This is a genomic window from Campylobacter sp. CFSAN093227 (assembly GCF_012897855.1).
In the GTDB taxonomy this organism is placed as follows: domain Bacteria; phylum Campylobacterota; class Campylobacteria; order Campylobacterales; family Campylobacteraceae; genus Campylobacter_D; species Campylobacter_D jejuni.
The window spans coordinates 21,724-39,162 of record NZ_CP040610.1 but is presented as its reverse complement, the minus strand read 5'-3'; the positions used below and the strand labels follow the sequence as shown (position 1 = coordinate 39,162).

At 32.8% G+C, this 17,439-nt stretch carries 11 protein-coding genes, 2 tRNA genes and 1 rRNA gene; 6 read left to right on the top strand and 8 right to left on the bottom strand.

Annotation, left to right across the window (positions count from 1 at the left end):
* Window positions 1–10 precede the first annotated feature (10 nt).
* The 6 genes from FBF06_RS00155 to FBF06_RS00130 form a co-directional block, all read right to left on the bottom strand.
* Window positions 11–87 (bottom strand) — tRNA-Ile (locus FBF06_RS00155).
* A gap of 8 nt (window positions 88–95) precedes the next feature.
* A tRNA-Ala gene (locus FBF06_RS00150) sits at window positions 96–171 on the bottom strand.
* Between the two features lie 102 nt (window positions 172–273).
* A 16S ribosomal RNA gene (locus FBF06_RS00145) occupies window positions 274–1,786 on the bottom strand.
* A gap of 588 nt (window positions 1,787–2,374) precedes the next feature.
* On the bottom strand, window positions 2,375–3,382 hold the full coding sequence (locus FBF06_RS00140) for a type II asparaginase (RefSeq protein WP_261007750.1): 1,008 nt from the start codon (window positions 3,380–3,382) through the stop codon (window positions 2,375–2,377).
* An 83-nt stretch (window positions 3,383–3,465) separates the two neighbouring features.
* Window positions 3,466–5,037 (bottom strand): single-stranded-DNA-specific exonuclease RecJ, encoded by a 1,572-nt coding sequence (recJ, locus tag FBF06_RS00135; RefSeq protein ID WP_052805636.1) that lies wholly within the window; start codon window positions 5,035–5,037, stop codon window positions 3,466–3,468.
* Complete coding sequence (locus FBF06_RS00130; protein ID WP_002855601.1) at window positions 5,024–6,655, bottom strand: CTP synthase; 1,632 nt, start codon at window positions 6,653–6,655, stop codon at window positions 5,024–5,026. The genes recJ and FBF06_RS00130 overlap by 14 nt, the downstream gene beginning before the upstream one ends.
* 119 nt (window positions 6,656–6,774) lie before the next feature.
* Here FBF06_RS00130 and thyX point away from each other — a divergent pair, with 119 nt between their 5' ends.
* The gene (thyX, locus tag FBF06_RS00125) at window positions 6,775–7,398 is read left to right on the top strand and encodes an FAD-dependent thymidylate synthase (protein ID WP_002853111.1); all 624 of its coding nucleotides are present in this window, start codon (window positions 6,775–6,777) and stop codon (window positions 7,396–7,398) included.
* A 119-nt stretch (window positions 7,399–7,517) separates the two neighbouring features.
* Window positions 7,518–8,903: a cation:dicarboxylase symporter family transporter gene (locus FBF06_RS00120; protein ID WP_019109162.1), complete on the top strand. Its 1,386-nt coding sequence runs from the start codon at window positions 7,518–7,520 to the stop codon at window positions 8,901–8,903.
* A gap of 37 nt (window positions 8,904–8,940) precedes the next feature.
* Here the strand turns inward: FBF06_RS00120 and FBF06_RS00115 are convergent, their stop codons facing one another.
* A complete protein-coding gene (locus tag FBF06_RS00115) occupies window positions 8,941–11,310 on the bottom strand; it encodes a ribonucleoside-diphosphate reductase subunit alpha (RefSeq protein ID WP_002877929.1) in 2,370 nt (789 codons plus the stop codon).
* 15 nt (window positions 11,311–11,325) lie between these two features.
* Window positions 11,326–12,654 (bottom strand): adenylosuccinate lyase, encoded by a 1,329-nt coding sequence (gene purB, locus FBF06_RS00110; RefSeq protein ID WP_002877927.1) that lies wholly within the window; start codon window positions 12,652–12,654, stop codon window positions 11,326–11,328.
* A gap of 77 nt (window positions 12,655–12,731) precedes the next feature.
* On the opposite strand from purB, the gene FBF06_RS00105 reads away from it, so the two are divergent.
* From FBF06_RS00105 to FBF06_RS00090, 4 genes are all read left to right on the top strand, one after another.
* On the top strand, window positions 12,732–13,634 hold the full coding sequence (locus tag FBF06_RS00105; RefSeq protein ID WP_002877921.1) for an RluA family pseudouridine synthase: 903 nt from the start codon (window positions 12,732–12,734) through the stop codon (window positions 13,632–13,634).
* A 112-nt stretch (window positions 13,635–13,746) separates the two neighbouring features.
* Window positions 13,747–14,625 carry a fumarylacetoacetate hydrolase family protein gene (locus FBF06_RS00100; protein ID WP_002857697.1) on the top strand — a complete coding sequence of 293 codons (879 nt, stop codon included), beginning with the start codon at window positions 13,747–13,749 and terminating at the stop codon, window positions 14,623–14,625.
* 63 nt (window positions 14,626–14,688) lie between these two features.
* Complete coding sequence (locus FBF06_RS00095) at window positions 14,689–15,603, top strand: cytochrome-c peroxidase (RefSeq protein ID WP_032587527.1); 915 nt, start codon at window positions 14,689–14,691, stop codon at window positions 15,601–15,603.
* The gene (locus FBF06_RS00090) at window positions 15,593–17,371 is read left to right on the top strand and encodes a methyl-accepting chemotaxis protein (protein ID WP_002853148.1); all 1,779 of its coding nucleotides are present in this window, start codon (window positions 15,593–15,595) and stop codon (window positions 17,369–17,371) included. Before FBF06_RS00095 ends, FBF06_RS00090 begins: the two co-directional genes overlap by 11 nt.
* The last annotated feature ends 68 nt before the right edge of the window (window positions 17,372–17,439 follow it).

The following is a 17,439-nucleotide window of genomic DNA, read 5'->3' as shown; positions in this document are numbered from 1 at the left end:
ATCTTTTTTATGGTGGGCCTAACAAGACTTGAACTTGTGACCTCACCCTTATCAGGGGTGCACTCTAACCAGCTGAGCTATAGGCCCTTAATAAATGGTGGAGAATAGCGGGATCGAACCGCTGACCTCCTGCGTGCAAAGCAGGCGCTCTCCCAGCTGAGCTAATTCCCCATAAACAATTAGCTTTATCATCAATCTTTGAAATCTAAACAAGAATCAATTGAGTTTATATATTGAAGTAATAGTTGTGAGACTTATTACTTTGTACTCTAGAAAGGAGGTGATCCAACCGCAGGTTCTCCTACGGTTACCTTGTTACGACTTCACCCCAGTCGCTGATTCCACTGTGGACGGTAACTAGTTTAGTATTCCGGCTTCGAGTGAAATCAACTCCCATGGTGTGACGGGCGGTGAGTACAAGACCCGGGAACGTATTCACCGTAGCATGGCTGATCTACGATTACTAGCGATTCCGGCTTCATGCTCTCGAGTTGCAGAGAACAATCCGAACTGGGACATATTTTATAGATTTGCTCCACCTCGCGGTATTGCGTCTCATTGTATATGCCATTGTAGCACGTGTGTCGCCCTGGGCATAAGGGCCATGATGACTTGACGTCGTCCACACCTTCCTCCTCCTTACGAAGGCAGTCTATTTAGAGTGCTCGGCCGAACCGTTAGCAACTAAATACGTGGGTTGCGCTCGTTGCGGGACTTAACCCAACATCTCACGACACGAGCTGACGACAGCCGTGCAGCACCTGTCTCTAAGTTCTAGCAAGCTAGCACCCTCTTATCTCTAAAAGGTTCTTAGGATATCAAGCCCAGGTAAGGTTCTTCGCGTATCTTCGAATTAAACCACATGCTCCACCGCTTGTGCGGGTCCCCGTCTATTCCTTTGAGTTTTAATCTTGCGACCGTACTCCCCAGGCGGTACACTTAATGCGTTAGCTGCATTACTGAGATGACTAGCACCCCAACAACTAGTGTACATCGTTTAGGGCGTGGACTACCAGGGTATCTAATCCTGTTTGCTCCCCACGCTTTCGCGCCTTAGCGTCAGTTGAGTTCCAGCAGATCGCCTTCGCAATGGGTATTCTTGGTGATATCTACGGATTTTACCCCTACACCACCAATTCCATCTGCCTCTCCCTCACTCTAGACTATCAGTTTCCCAAGCAGTTTAATGGTTAAGCCATTAGATTTCACAAGAGACTTGATAATCCGCCTACGCGCCCTTTACGCCCAGTGATTCCGAGTAACGCTTGCACCCTCCGTATTACCGCGGCTGCTGGCACGGAGTTAGCCGGTGCTTATTCCTTAGGTACCGTCAGAATTCTTCCCTAAGAAAAGGAGTTTACGCTCCGAAAAGTGTCATCCTCCACGCGGCGTTGCTGCGTCAGGGTTTCCCCCATTGCGCAATATTCCCTACTGCTGCCTCCCGTAGGAGTCTGGACCGTGTCTCAGTTCCAGTGTGACTGATCATCCTCTCAGACCAGTTAAGCGTCATAGCCTTGGTAAGCCATTACCTTACCAACTAGCTGATACTATATAGTCTCATCCTACACCGAAAAACTTTCCCTACTCAACTTGTGTTAAGCAGGAGTATAGAGTATTAGCAGTCGTTTCCAACTGTTGTCCTCTTGTGTAGGGCAGATTAACTATACCTTACTCACCCGTGCGCCACTAATCCACTTCTAGCAAGCTAGAAGCTTCATCGTTCGACTTGCATGTATTAGGCACGCCGCCAGCGTTCACTCTGAGCCAGGATCAAACTCTCCATAAAAATTATAGATAGTTTAATCTTTTTCTTCAAAGAAAAAGTTATGAAAGATTAAAAGAAAAACTTTTAATCTTTTTAATTATTAGATTGAATAGATTTTACATAATTACTTATGCCTAAATCTTTCTGGCTCAATCGATCACTTATTTAGATTTCAAAGATTGACTAATAAGATTTGAATAACAATACTAAGTTAAAAGAACAAAACAAAAAATCATTTTTAAAAGAAAAGTTTTTAAATTAAAAAACAAGATTTATAAAAAAGCTTTTAGTTTATAAGACAAAAACCAAAAGAGTTAATTTATAAAATCTACTAAGCTAGTGAAACTTTATAATTTAAAAGATTTTAAGTCCTTTTTTCAAAAAAAGGAAATGAAAGTATAACCAATTAAACTTAAAAGTGTATTAAACAAAGGATTAAATAGTATAAATATTTGTGTAAGTATTTATATAAGTATTTGGTGGGTTTAAAAATGGGGGGGGGGATTTTAATGATAATAAAAAATACAAGATATAATATACTATTAATAGGATTGAAAGGCTTGACTTAGGGAAGATAAGTTCCCTAAGTTTAGAAATATTTAAAAAATTTTAATATTTTAAAAAATACTCTTGAATTTTTTTAGGATCACTTGTTTTTGTAAGTGCTAACATAAGCAAAACTCTTGCTTTTTGAGGATTTAAATCTTCAGCACTAATAAAACCTAATTTTTCATCTGAATCACTCACAGCAACACAACCTGCTACAACCCTTGAACTTACAACAACCTTAAGCCCTTTTTTTAAAAGCTCTTTTAAAACATCTTTTTGATTTTTGTGCATACTTCCTGCTCCACTTCCTGCAACAACTATGCCCTTAGTTCCATGTTCAAATAAAGCTTTTGCAGCGACACCACTACCATCATTTGAATAGCTATAAAGAATATCTACTTTTGGCAAACTTGTGAGTTTGCTTACATCAAAAGGAGCGTTTTTTGTGTGAGCTTTAGTAACATTATTATAGAAAAAGACTTTACCATCTACTATATAACCCAAATCCCCAAAATCAGGAGAAGAGAAAGCATCAACATTTAAACTATGAGTTTTTACTACGCCTCTAGCGCTTAAAATTTTATCATTTATAGCTACCATAACACCCTTATTCTTAGCTTCTTTATTGGCAACTAATGCCACTGCATTATAAAGATTTTTCGAACCATCCGCACTTATAGCAGTTGATGGACGCATAGCGCCAACTAGAACTACGGGCTTATCACTTTTAATGGTTAAATTTAAAAAATAAGCAGTTTCTTCCATAGTATCAGTACCATGAGTTATCACCACACCGTCTATCCCCTCAGCAAAAAGCTTAGCAATTTTTTTAGCAAGCCTTAACCAAATTTCATCACACATATTTGAACTATCAATATTTGCTATTTGCTCCCAACTAATATCTGCTAAATCTCTAATTTGCGGAACTGCTTTAATTAATACATCTATATCAATGGCTCCGGCCGTATATCCTGTTGTAGCAATAGTGCTATCAATGAAGCCTGCTATCGTTCCGCCTGTTCCTAAAATAGCAATCCTTGATTTAGCTTTTTTCATACATACTCCTATAAAAAGACAACATATAAATAATTTTTTAATCTCTTGTATATTAATTTTTTAATGTTATTAATGCAAATTATAAGTAAAAATTTTTATAAAATCTCTTTAACAACAAACTGTGGAGTTACCATTCCCCTAAATTCATTCTTAGAAATACTTCCAAGCAAAGAAATATTTTGATTCAATTCTGGCTCTTTATCAAAATTAAAAAATAAAGCTTCTATGGTTTTATTTTCCTTGGTTAAAATAAGCTTTAAGTGTTTTTCATCTTTACCTAGAAGTTTTTTATTTTTTACACAAAGATTTTCTAAAACAAAAAAAGGTCGTGGATTTTTATGTCCAAAAGGTTCAAAAGATTCTAAAATTTCAAGCATTTCAAAATCAATTTCGCTAGGTTCTAAGATTCCTAAAATTTCATCCGTATCCAAAAATTCACTTTCAGAAATTTGCGAACATTCTTTTTTGATTTTATTTTTAAATTGTTCAAAATTTTCAGAGTTTAAACTGATTCCAGCAGCACCTTTATGACCACCATAATTGCTTAATATAGAATTTGTCTTAGAAATTAAAGCCAAAATATCAATCTTGCCAACACTTCTTGCACTACCTTTTAAGTGTTCTTCATTTTGAGAAAATACAAAAGCAGGTTTATTAAAATGTTTAGCTAAACGACTTGCCACAATCCCTAAAACCCCTTCATGCCAATTTAAACCCGATACCACAATACAAGAATCGTTTTCATCGATTTGATTTAAACTATCTTCAAAAAGCTGTTTTTCTTCATCTTTACGACTTTCATTAAAACTAACAATTTGCTCTAGATATTCTAAAGCTTTATTAAAATCTTTAGTGTGTAAAAATTCATAAGAAATACTTGCATCATCCATTCTTCCAGCACTATTTATAAGCGGAGCAATTAAAAATCCTATATTATCAAGAGCAAATTTATCCTTTTGATAATAATGCTTAATAGCCCTAAAAGCAGCCCTTTTAGATTTGTTAATATGATCTATACCACGCCTTACTAAAGCACGATTTAAATCTCTAAGTTCCATCATATCTGCAACAATTGCAATCGCCAAAAGTTCTAAAAATTTACACATGTCATATTTAAGCTTGCACACCTCTTTTAAAGCCGCTATCAAATACCATGCGACTTGAGCTCCACAAATTTCAATTTCTGGAAAATCACAATCTTTTTGCTTTGGATTGATAATGGCAAAAGCATCAGGTAAAATATCTTGAGGCATATGATGATCAGTGATAATCAAATCTATATTTTTTTCTTTACAGAGTTTGGCTGCTTCAAGAGCAGCTATTCCATTATCTACTGTTATTATTAAATTTACATCAAGTTCGTTGATGATCTCAGCATTTAATCCATATCCATCTTTAAAACGATTCGGAATTCTTATAATATAATCAAAACCTATATCATCGAAAAATTCTGCCATAATAACACAAGAAATGATTCCATCAACATCATAATCTCCTACTATAGCGACTTTCTCATTTTTTTCTACAGCTTCTTTGATGCGATTAGCTGCTTTATATGCATCCTTTAAACAGCATGGCAAAGGCAGATCACAAAGTTTGGTATGCAAATCTTTTTCAAAGCGTGAAGCCAAAATTTTTTTAATTTCATTTTTATTAATTATCTTCATAGTTTATAGCTGCCTTGATAAAACTACAAATCACAGGATTAACATGCTCAAGTCTTGATGTAAATTCTGGATGAAACTGCACAGCCAAGAAAAAAGGATGACAGTTAAGCTCAACTGCTTCAATCAATCCTTTGCTTTCACCACTTACAATCAAACCGTGTTTTTCAAAATCTGCTCTATATTTTGGATTTGCTTCATAGCGATGACGATGGCGTTCTTTTACACTCTTTACTTCATTATAAACCTTAGCCAAAAGGGATTTTTCCTTGATATCACATTTATAAGCCCCTAAACGCATAGTTCCACCTAAAGGAGTTTTTGCAGTACGAATTTGTTTTTCTCCATTTGTATCCATAAATTCATCAATCAAATAAACCACAGGATTTTGGCATTTTTCATTAAATTCACTTGAATTTGCATCTTTAAGTTTTAATACATTTCTAGCAAATTCCACCAAAGCAAGCTGCATACCTAAACAAATTCCTAAAAAAGGAATTTTATTTTCTCTTGCGTATTGAATGGCTTTTATCTTACCTTCTACACCACGATATCCAAATCCCCCAGCAACCAAAATTCCACTCACATCTTTAAATACTTCAGAACTTTCCATATTTTCAAGTTTTTCACTATCTACCCATTTTAACTCCACTTTAGTATCTAGGGCTGCACCTGCGTGTATAATAGCTTCAGTAAGGCTTTTATAACTTTCTTTTAAATCCACATATTTGCCTACAAAAGCGATTTTAACTTCATTGCTTGGAGCTATAACTCTTTTTACCAAAGAGTCCCAATTTTCCATATTAGGTTTTAAATTTTTCAAATCCAAAATTTCAGCAATAGGGCTTAAAATATCTTGCTTTAAAAAATTAAGTGGAATTTGATAAATACTAGCCGCATCAACACTTTCTATCACGCAATTTTTTTCCACCCCGCAAGAAATAGCAATTTTATCTTTTAAATCTCTATCAAGAGCTTTTTCACTACGACAAATAATCATATCAGGACTAATGCCTATGCGCCTTAACTCGCCTACACTATGTTGAGTTGGCTTTGTTTTTAATTCCCCTGCAGCCTTAATAAAAGGTACTAGAGTAAGATGAATATTCATAGCATTATTTTTACCCACTTCCAAACGCAAAGCACGAATAGCTTCTAAAAAAGGCAAGCCTTCTATATCCCCAACAGTTCCGCCTATTTCAACGATAAGTATATCTTTGCCTTCTCCTGCTTTTTTAATGCGATCTTTGATTTCTCCTACTATATGAGGGATAACTTGAATGGTTTTGCCAAGATATTCTCCACGCCTTTCTTTTTCAATCACACTTTGATAAACCCGTCCTGTAGTGAAGTTATTATCTTGAGATAAACTCTCATCCAAAAAACGCTCATAATGCCCCAAATCAAGATCCGTTTCTGCTCCATCATCAGTTACAAAAACCTCTCCATGCTCAAAAGGACTCATAGTGCCTGGATCAACATTGATATAAGGATCAGCTTTTAAAATACTCACTTTAAGCCCTGAATTTTTTAAAAGTGTTGCGATAGAAGCAGCGGCTATCCCTTTACCCAAAGAACTTAAAACTCCACCTGTTACAAAAATATATTTTGTTTGTTTCATTGATAATAAGCCTTATTTTTTTATCTAATTATAGCTTGATAAAACTTTTTATTTCATTAGAATTTTAAGTAAAAAATGCAAGAATTACAAAAAATATTTTTATCAAAAAAGGAATAAGCATGCAAATCACTTTACTTTTTCACACTCCATTATCTGTTTGTTCTCATGCAACAAGAACTTGTTGGCAAAGCTTTGAAAAAGGCGATTGCGGTGGCGAAAAAGATAAAGAACTTATCGATCGCGTGGGCAACAAATTCAAACACGCTTCAACCTTAGAACATCTAAACTATACTTTTTATATACAAGGAATTTCAAGAGCTTGCTTACAAGAAGTTGCAAGACACCGTCACACTAGTCCTAGTGTAAAAAGCACGCGTTATACCTTAAAAGAACTTCGCAATGAAGCTGAATTTAAAATAGGAGATTTTGAAAATGCAAGCCGTTATCTTGTGCTTTGTGGTAATGAAGAGGTTGATAACGCAAGCATTAAAGCCTTAGAAAATTTACGCACTATTTTACAAAAAAGCATTAGTCTAGATATAGCCAAATACTGCTTACCAGAAAGCTATAAAACTGAACTTACACTAACGATTAATGCAAGAAGTTTGCAGAATTTCATTTCTTTGCGTAGTTCAAAATCAGCTCTTTGGGAGATTAGAAATTTAGCAAATGCTTTATTTGAAGCCTTGCCACAAGAACACAAATTTATATTTGAACATTGCTTACATAAAGATATAGAATAAACCATACTAATTTTATCTTATTTAAAATATTGTTATGCTACCATTTATAAAATCAAGCTTTACGCAAGTATATTTTCATATACCTTGTGCTTGATTATAGTTTCTTATAAGGACTTTTTATGGATAAACAATTTTTTCAAGATTTTCTAATGCTTTCACAAGCTCATACTATAACTACTCTTGCTATGCTTTGTGTTGTTTTTTACGCATTAAAAAAAATGCGGGATATAAAAATCAATTTTTCTCTTCGCATGCTATTTGCGCTTTTAATGGGTTTGGGGTTTGGTTTTGCTTTGCAATATTTGGCAAATTTTCCAGATGCTAAAGAAGCAAGTAATATTCTTTGGTATAGCGAAACAAAACATTGGTTTGCATTTGTAAGTTCTGTTTTTGTAGCTTTTATAAAAATGCTGGTTGTTCCTCTTGTAAGCATTTGCATTATAAAAGTAATTATAGAAATTGATAAAAATATCAAAATATCCTCCTTGCTTGGAATAAGTCTTTTTTGGATACTCTTTAGCACAGCCATAGCTGCAACCTTGGGTATATTTTTAGGTTATAGTTTTGATTTAGGAAGTAATTTTGCTATATATGAAGGAAATAAACAAATTCGCGAAATTCAAACTTTTTCAAATATTATACTAGGGCTAATACCTAGCAACATCATTGCAGCTATTAATAAAGAAAATATTATAGCTATTGTCATTTTTTCTTTTTTTATAGGAATTAGTGCTAAAAAAATTTCTAAAAAAGAAGAGCATGAACAAGCCTTTAAAAGTTTTCATAATTTTATCCTAACCTTTTATAATATTATGATGAACATGACTGCTACAGTTATTAGATTTATGCCTTATGCTGTAGTTTGTATGATGGCTAATGTGCTTTTAAGCAATGGTTTTGAAGCTATCAAAACAGCTGGACTTTTTATAATGCTTATTTATATAGCTATGTTAATAATGTTCGGGGTGCATTTTTTACTTCTTGCTTCACAAGGGCTAAACCCTATAAAATATGCAAAAAAAGCATTTCCTGTATGGTTATTTGCATTTAGCTCAAGATCTTCTTTGGGCACTTTGCCTATGACTACTTCAACTTTGCAAAATAAATTTGGAGTTAATTCAGCTATAGCTAATTTTGTAGCATCTATAGGTACAACAACAGGACTTAATGGTTGTGCGGGATATTTTCCAGCTTTAGCGGCAGTTTTTGTAGCTTTTGCTACACATACACATATTGATTTTACATTTGCTTTAATGATAGTTTTGGTAGCTGTTATTGGATCCTTGGGTATAGCTGGAGTACCTGGAAGTGCAACTATGGCAGCTTCTATTATGCTAGCAGGGATTGGATTTGGTAATAATTTTGTCATGCTAAGTTTGATTTTAGCTATAGATCCTATTATAGATATGGCAAGAACAGCAAGTAATGTCTCAGGAGCTATGACTTCGGCACTTTGTACTGCAAAAAATCTAAAAGCCCTAGATAAAGAAATTTACAATTCTTAATCTCTTAAAACCCAATATTTTCATTGGGTTTTAGTATTTATTGGCAACCTTCACATTCTATGCTACGATCTGCAACATTGACTTTTTCACTATCAGGGCTTTCGCTTCTTAGATAATAAGTAGATTTTACTCCAAGCTCCCAAGCGAGTTGATAAATTTCATTTAAATATCCCCCACTTGCTTTATCAAGCGATAAAAAGATATTTAAACTCTGCCCTTGATCGATCCATTTACCACGCACAGCAGCAGCCTTTACAAGAATTTTTTGATCAAGTTCGTAGGCTGGAGTATAGTATTGCCAAGTATCAAGGCTTAAATTTGGCACAACAACAGGTATCATACCACTTAAATTTTGTTCAAACCACTTTCTTTTGTAAACAGGTTCTATAGTCTGCGTAGTACCCACCAAAATAGAAATAGAAGAAGTAGGTGCAATGGCCATCAAATAACCATTTCTCATACCATCTTTTTTAACTTTTTCTCTAAGTTTAACCCAGTCGCATTCACTTTGATCAAATAAGCCCTCTCTTAAAGTTAAAGCTTTAGCCTTAGGACTTGCTACATCAATAGGAAAAATCCCCTTGCTCCAATTTGATCCTTCAAAATCTTCATAAGAACCTTTTTCAAGAGCTAAATTTGAACTCGCATTAATAGCCTCAAAGCTAATTTGTTCCATAATCTCATCGATTTTATTTAAATGCTCATCGCTTCCCCAATAAATCTTAGCCTCAGCAAGCATTTGTGCCTCACCCATGACTCCAAGACCTATGGCGCGAGATTTTAAATTTGTATCTTTTACTTTTCTATGAGGATAAAAATTTAAATCTATCACATTATCAAGCATACGAATAGCAGTTGGCACAACACGCTCTATATCTTCTTTAGTATACACTTTGCTAAGGTTTATACTTGCTAGATTACAAACGGCTGTTTTTCCATCATTTTTATATTTTTCTACTATATAAACTTTATTACCATCAATACTATCTAAAGTTGAGATTTTTTTGGCTGGTTTTTCATATCCCCCATCGATTACAACTTTTTGTTCTTCATCAAAATGAAGTTCATCTCCATTTTCAAAAACTACTTTAATTTGATAATAATTTGGCTCGGTATTTTGAAAAATTTCAGTACATAAATTTGAACTTCTAATAATTCCTACATGAGCATTTGGATTTGCTCTGTTAGCGCTATCCTTAAAACATAAAAATGGCAAGCCTGTTTCAAAATAATTTAGCAAAATTTTCTTCCAAAGCTCTTTAGCTTCTACGATTTCTTTGGTAATGCTTTCATCTTTTTCATATTCTTCATAGCGTTTTTCAAAAGCTTCACCATATAAATCACACAAATCCGCCGTATCCGCAGGATCAAAAAGAGTCCATTTATCATTAGCTCTTACTCTCTTCATAAAAAGATCATTGATCCATAAAGCAGGGAAAAGTTCATGAGCACGGCGTCTTTCTTCACCTGAATTTTTACGCAAATCAATAAAATCACTTATATCCATGTGCCAAGGTTCTATATAAACAGCTATAGCTCCTTTTCTGGTTCCTAGCTGATCTACTGCCACGGCAATATCATTAGTAATTTTCAAGAAAGGTATAATCCCTCCTGCGGCATTTTTATGCCCATCTATGCTTCCACCCATAGCACGCACTTTAGACCAATCCCAACCTATACCGCCACCAAATTTAGAAAGCAAAGCCATTTCTTGGTAAGAATCAAAAATACCTTCAATATTATCAGGGGTTGATCCTATATAACAAGAACTAAGCTGATGGCGCGTTGTTCTTGCATTAGATAAAGTCGGAGTTGCAAGCATGAGTTCAAATTTAGAAATTAAATCATAAAATTTCTTCGCCCATTCTTGAGGATTAAATTCATTCTGCGCTAAAAACATCGCAATGGCCATAAACATTTGTTGAGGAAGTTCTATAGGCATACCTTTACTATCTTTAATCAAGTATCTATCATATAAAGTTTTAATACCAAGATAAGTAAATTGCATATCGCGTTCAGGTTTAATATAAGCATTTAAATCATCTAAATCGTATTTTTCTTTAAGACCAAGTAAGATTCTTCCTTCTTTTTCGCCCTTTTCAAAATACTCACGCAAATGATTATAGCGATTCATACCATTAACTTTTTTATATAAATCAAATAAAAAAAGTCTAGCTGCAACAAAGGTCCAATTTGGACAATCAATATCTATCTTATCTACTGCAGTTTTAATTAAAGTTTTTTGAATTTCTTCAGTTGAAATTCCATCACGAAATTGAATCTTTGCATCGAGTTCAAGTTCGCTTAAATTCACACCTTCTAAATCTTTTACAGCATCAGAGGTGCATTTTTTGATCTTAGAAACATCCAATTCTTCTGTACGACCATTTCTTTTAATAACTTTCATTGCCTTCCTTGCTTTTTATTTAAATGTTCTTTTAAAAATTACATCAACATTTTTTGTATAGTAGTTATAATCGAAACATTTTCTTACATCCTCTTCGCTCAAACTTTTTCTTAAATCTTCATCGCTTAAAAGCGCTAACAAAAACAAACTTTCATTTTTTTCATTGATAGCAGCCTTACCATTTTGCAAATCTGCCCAAACTTTCATAGCGTTTCTTTGAACTATTTTATAAGCTTCTTCACGACTAATGCCTTTAAATGGAAGCTCTAAAAGCACCCTCCCTGAAAATACAAGCCCACCTGTAAGATTTAAATTTTTCATCATATTTTCAGGATAAACTAAAAGCTTATCAATCAAATTTGTAAGACGCATAAGCATAAAATCAGCCGTGATAAAAGCATCAGGCAAAATAAATCTTTCAACACTAGAATGAGATATATCTCTTTCATGCCAAAGTGCAACATTTTCTAAAGCTGGAGTTACAAAAGATCTAAGCACACGACAAAGCCCTGTGATATTTTCACTTAAAACAGGATTTCTTTTATGTGGCATAGCTGAACTTCCTTTTTGTCCTACACTAAAATACTCTTCAGCCTCATAAACTTCAGTTCTTTGAAAATGTCTTATGGCTACAGCGATTTGCTCACAACTTGAAGCTAAAATTGCAATAGCAGAAATAACTTGAGCATAACGATCTCTTTGGATCACTTGATTTGAAACAGGGGCAGCTTTAAGACCTAAATTTTTACAAACTTCTTCTTCAAATTCTAAAGGAGCATGAGCAAAATTTCCCATTGCACCACTGATTTTTCCATAGCTTACCACTTCTTTTGCATGTTCTAAAAGCTCTTTTGCATGCAAAATTTCATCATACCAAATAGCTAACACTAAACCAAAAGTGATAGGCTCTCCATGAATTCCATGACTTCTTCCTACCATTAAGGTATTTTTATGCTCCAAAGCACGCTTTTTGATCACTTCTAAAAGCAAAGAAACATCTTCTAAAATAAGCTCCAAACTCTCTTTTATCTGTAAAGCAACAGCCGTATCTATACAATCAGAACTTGTCATTGCATAATGCACAAAACGACTCTCTTCTCCCAAACTTTCACTTACACTTGTAAGAAAAGCGATAACATCGTGTTTTGTGGTTTTTTCTATTTCGTCTATTCTTGCAATATCAAATTTTGCATTTTTAAGAATTTTTTCGCAGTCTGTGTCATTAATGAGACCGAGTTTATTCCAAGCTTTTACAGCGGCTAATTCTACTTTTAACCACGCATCGTATTTTGCTTGCATGTCCCATTTTTTAGCCATGATTTCTCTGCTATATCTTTCAACCATCTTTGAAACCTTTTTAGCTATAATTTTATATTTTAAAAAACAGAAATTATATCAAATTATCCTAAGAAAGTTATTAAATGGCTTACATAAAAATAAAACTCTCAAATAATGGAAAAAAGGCATTTCAAGTCCTTATGGAAAATTTAAAAATTAGCATAAATGAAGCACAAAAACTCATAGACAAAAAAAGACTTTTTTGTGATGGAATTTTAGTAGAAGAAAAGAATGAAATTTTAAATGGTTTAGTAGAGCTTATAGTCTATGAAAACAATCCCAAAGGAGTAGAAATTGTCTTTGAAAATGAAGACTTTGCCATACTTGAAAAAGAAAGTGGGATCTTAAGTCATCCAAATGGTAGACATTGTAAATACAGTCTTAGTGATGAAATTTGGCATCTTTGGGGAAAAGAAGCTTGCGTAGCACACAGACTTGATAAAGAAACGAGCGGACTTATACTTGTAGCCAAAAATAAAAAAGCTCAAATTGATCTTAAAGCTTTGTTTGAAAAAAAACTGGTTCAAAAAGAATACCTTGCTCTAGCTAACGGAAAAATAGAAGAAAATTTTATAATTGATAAAGCCATAAATTTAGCCAAAAACTACGATGATGTAAAAACAAGGATGCAAATTTGCAAGGAAGGAAAACAAGCTATCACTGAGTTTGAAATTTTAGAATACTTTCCTAAAATCAACGCTACTCTTTTACTCTGCAAACCCTTAACAGGCAGACAACACCAAATAAGAGTGCATTTACACTATAAAAATCATACCATTTTAGGCGATCCACTTTATGGGCTTAGCAAAGAACAAATCGAAAGTATTTTAGATGAAAAATTAACCCCCAAAGAACGCTTAAAACTTACAGGTGCCTTGCGTTTGTGTTTGCATTCTTATCGTTTGAAATTTCAATATAAAAATCAAAATTTTAATATCAACTCAAAAATAAACATAAAAGAAATTTTCAACAATTCTATAAAATAAAATGATGTTTCACTACGCTACAATCAATCACTTTTTTACCAAATTTTAAAACAAAAAAATAATTCTTGCTAAAACTTTAAGTATAATTAAATAAAAAAGCGAGATTTTCCAAATGAAATTTGTTAATTTTATACAGGGTCAAAAACCCAATCTAGGAGTACTAAATTCTAGTGGAAAAATTGTAAGTTTTGATGATCTTGGCATTGAAACTAACGATATGAATGAATTTATTATCCATTTTGATAAATTTAAACACAAACTTACAGACTTGGATTCTAAAATAGCCTATGAAATTCCTCAAGAAAATTATCTAGCCCCTATTATAGAACCTCGTCAAGATATTATATGTCTTGGGATTAATTTTTTAGATCATGCCAAAGAATCTGCCAAATTTAAGGGTGAAAAATTTGAAGAAAGAGAATATCCTGTATATTTTGGAAAACGTTGCAATCAAGCTACGCCACCTTTTGGCGATATACCTTTACATGCAGATGTAACTTCTCAGCTTGATTATGAATGTGAGCTTGCATTTATTTTAAGTAAAGATGCTTATAAAATCAAAGCTAAAGATGCAAAAGATTATATCTTTGGCTATACTATTATCAATGAAATTTCAGCTCGCGAACTTCAAAAACGCCACAAACAATTCTACCGAGCAAAAAGTCTTGAAGGTAGCACTATAATGGGACCTTATATCACAAGCGTAGATGAAATTTCTTATCCTCCTAAACTCCAACTTCAAAGCTATGTCAATGATGAACTACGCCAAAACTCTAACACTCAATTGTTTATTTTTGATATTGCTTATGTCTTAGAAGAACTTAGTGCAGGCATGCTTTTAAAAGCTGGAAGTATTATATCTATGGGAACTCCTAGTGGAGTAGGTATGGGGTTAAATCCACCTACTTTTTTAAAATCAGGAGATAAAGTACGTTGCGTTATAGAAAATTTAGGAGAACTTTGTAATAAAATAAAAAATATCAATTATTAAATAATTTACTAAAATTATACTATAATGGCATTTTAAAAACTTAAATTAAGGCAGAAATTTATCATGAAAAAAATAATAATGATTTTATGTTTATCTTATGCAAATATAGTCTTTGCAGTAGATATGATAACCCCTATTCCAAATTCCATCTCTTATGATAAAGAAAAAGCTAAACTTGGAAAAAGTCTTTATATGGATAAAAGTTTATCCAAAGATGGAAAAGTTTCGTGCAATACTTGCCATAGGCTTGATCAACACGGCGTTGATGGACTTGAATTTTCAATAGGAGTTGATAATCAACTCGATAAACCCTTTAACACTCCTACAACCTTTAATTCTGTGTTTAATTTTGTGCAATTTTGGAATGGCAGAGCTAAAGATTTAACAGAACAAGCTATGGGACCTTTTTTCAATCCAAAAGAAATGGGGCTAAGTCCTGAACTTCTTTTACAAAAAGTTAATTCAAATGAAAATTATGTAAAAACTTTTAAAAAACTTTATGGAGAAGTTACGGTAAAAAACATAGCCCTTGCAGTTGCTGAATTTGAAAAAACCTTAATCACCCCAAATTCTCCTTTTGATCGCTATCTTAGCGGGGATCAAAATGCTATTTCAACTCAAGCTAAAAAAGGTTACGAAGATTTTAAAGCTAATGGCTGCATCTCTTGTCATCAAGGTCAAAATATAGGCGGGAATATGTTTCAAAAAATCGGTATTTTTGAAGAATACCCAAACCAAGAAGATTTAGGGCGTTATGAAATCACAAAAAGAGAAGCTGATAAAATGGTATTTAAGGTTCCTAGTCTTAGAAATATAGCCAAAACCGCGCCTTATTTTCATGATGGTTCTATACCTACTTTAGATGCTTGTGTTCAGTTTATGGCTTACTATCAACTAGGAAAATTTTTAGATCAAGAAACAGTTGACAATATAGTTGCATTCTTAGAAAGCTTAACAGGAGAATATCATGACAAATAAAAAAAGTTCATTTTTGATAAAATTTATTATCTTATCTATACTAGTTTTGACTTTCATTCTTGTTTTATTGGCTATTATTTTTAATAACTATTCTTCATCTAAAAATAACAAAGACTTGATAAACATAGTTCAGCAACTAGAAATTTCAGATGAAAAAATCAATTCTATTTTTCAAAATAGTTTTAATTTTATCAACTACGATCCAAGTGTGCAAGCAATAAAAAAAATGCAAGAAAACTTTACAAAACTTAAAACTTTTGGGATTGACATAAACAAAGCAGAAGAAATTTTTAATGCCAAACTAATCCAGCTTAATTATTTTAAATCCGCAAATTCCATAGCAGTAAATTCAAAACTTTATTTATTTGAACTAGCTAAAAATTATTTTGAAGAATTGGAACAAAACCATGAAACAAATAAAAACAACTATAAAACAATGAGTTCTATGTTAAGCGTTCTTTCAACTGAAAATATTTTACAAAAAACAACACTAAATCAACTCAACAATCTTATGAAAGAAATCAAAAATGATACAAAAAGTGAAAATTTACAACTTTTTTTAAAACACTATAAAATGATTGTAAAGCAAATTTCTATTATGCAAGATAATTCTTCTATTTATGAGAATAATTCTCTCATGAAAGAGTTAAAACAACTTAACACTTTTACCCAAAATACTATAGAACAATCTAATTTATTTAAATTTTATATCGCTTTAGCAGTATTTGGAATCACTCTTGTATTATTTGTATTTTTTATTTTATTAACACTAAAAAAAGTCATCATGCCAATTCATACTTTAGAAAAACTAAGCGCTAATTTAGCTAGCAAAGAAGCCAATCTACACTCTCGTTTAAATATAGATCCAAAAAGTGAGCTTGGACAAAGTGCTCAATATATTAATTCATTTATTTCCACCGTTCAAAACTCAATCATAGAAGCCATAGAAAATGCTAAATCAAGTCATCAAAATTCACAAAAACTCAAAAACAACTCTATGATGCTTGAAAACAGCTCTAATTCGCAACATGAACAAATTCAAGGAGTTAAAGAAATCACTCATGTTTTAGATGATCATATCAATCTTGCGGGAAATTTAGCACAAGAAAGTATAGAAAATATGCAAGATATGCACATACTAATGGATAAAGTAGAACTTACTCTATCTGAACTTGTAAATTTAATAAATGAAAACAATGAAAAAGAACAAAATATAGTAGCCAATATGGACAATCTAACCCAAAGTGCGGATAATATTATAGAAATCACAAACTCCATTAAAGACATAGCTGATCAAACTAATTTACTTGCCCTAAATGCAGCTATCGAAGCTGCAAGAGCAGGTGAACATGGGCGTGGATTTGCTGTTGTAGCCGATGAAGTTGGACAGCTTGCTGATAAAACAAGTAAATCTCTTTTAAACATCAATGCTACTGTTAATACTATAGTCCAACAAATCAATGACAACAAAGCCTTAATGGATCTTATCCATGATTCTATGAAAGAAACCTCTTCAAAAACCAATGATTTACAACAAGAACTTGTAAATTCTATGCATAAATTGGAAAGCTCTATAGAATCAACCCAAACCATGAAAGATAAAAGCATGGAAGTAAAAGATAAAATGCTTATCTTAGGAACAAATATAGATAAAGTTAACGAACTTGCAAATTCTGTTAAAGATTTATCATGTGAAATCAATAATATCTCTCAAAATGTTCTAAATGGTGCCTCTAAACTCTCCGAAAAATTAAGTAGCTTTCAGTAACTTTTTTCACGTTAATTTAACTTAACGTGAAATTTCAATAAAAATTTTATTTTTAATTTATGTTTTTC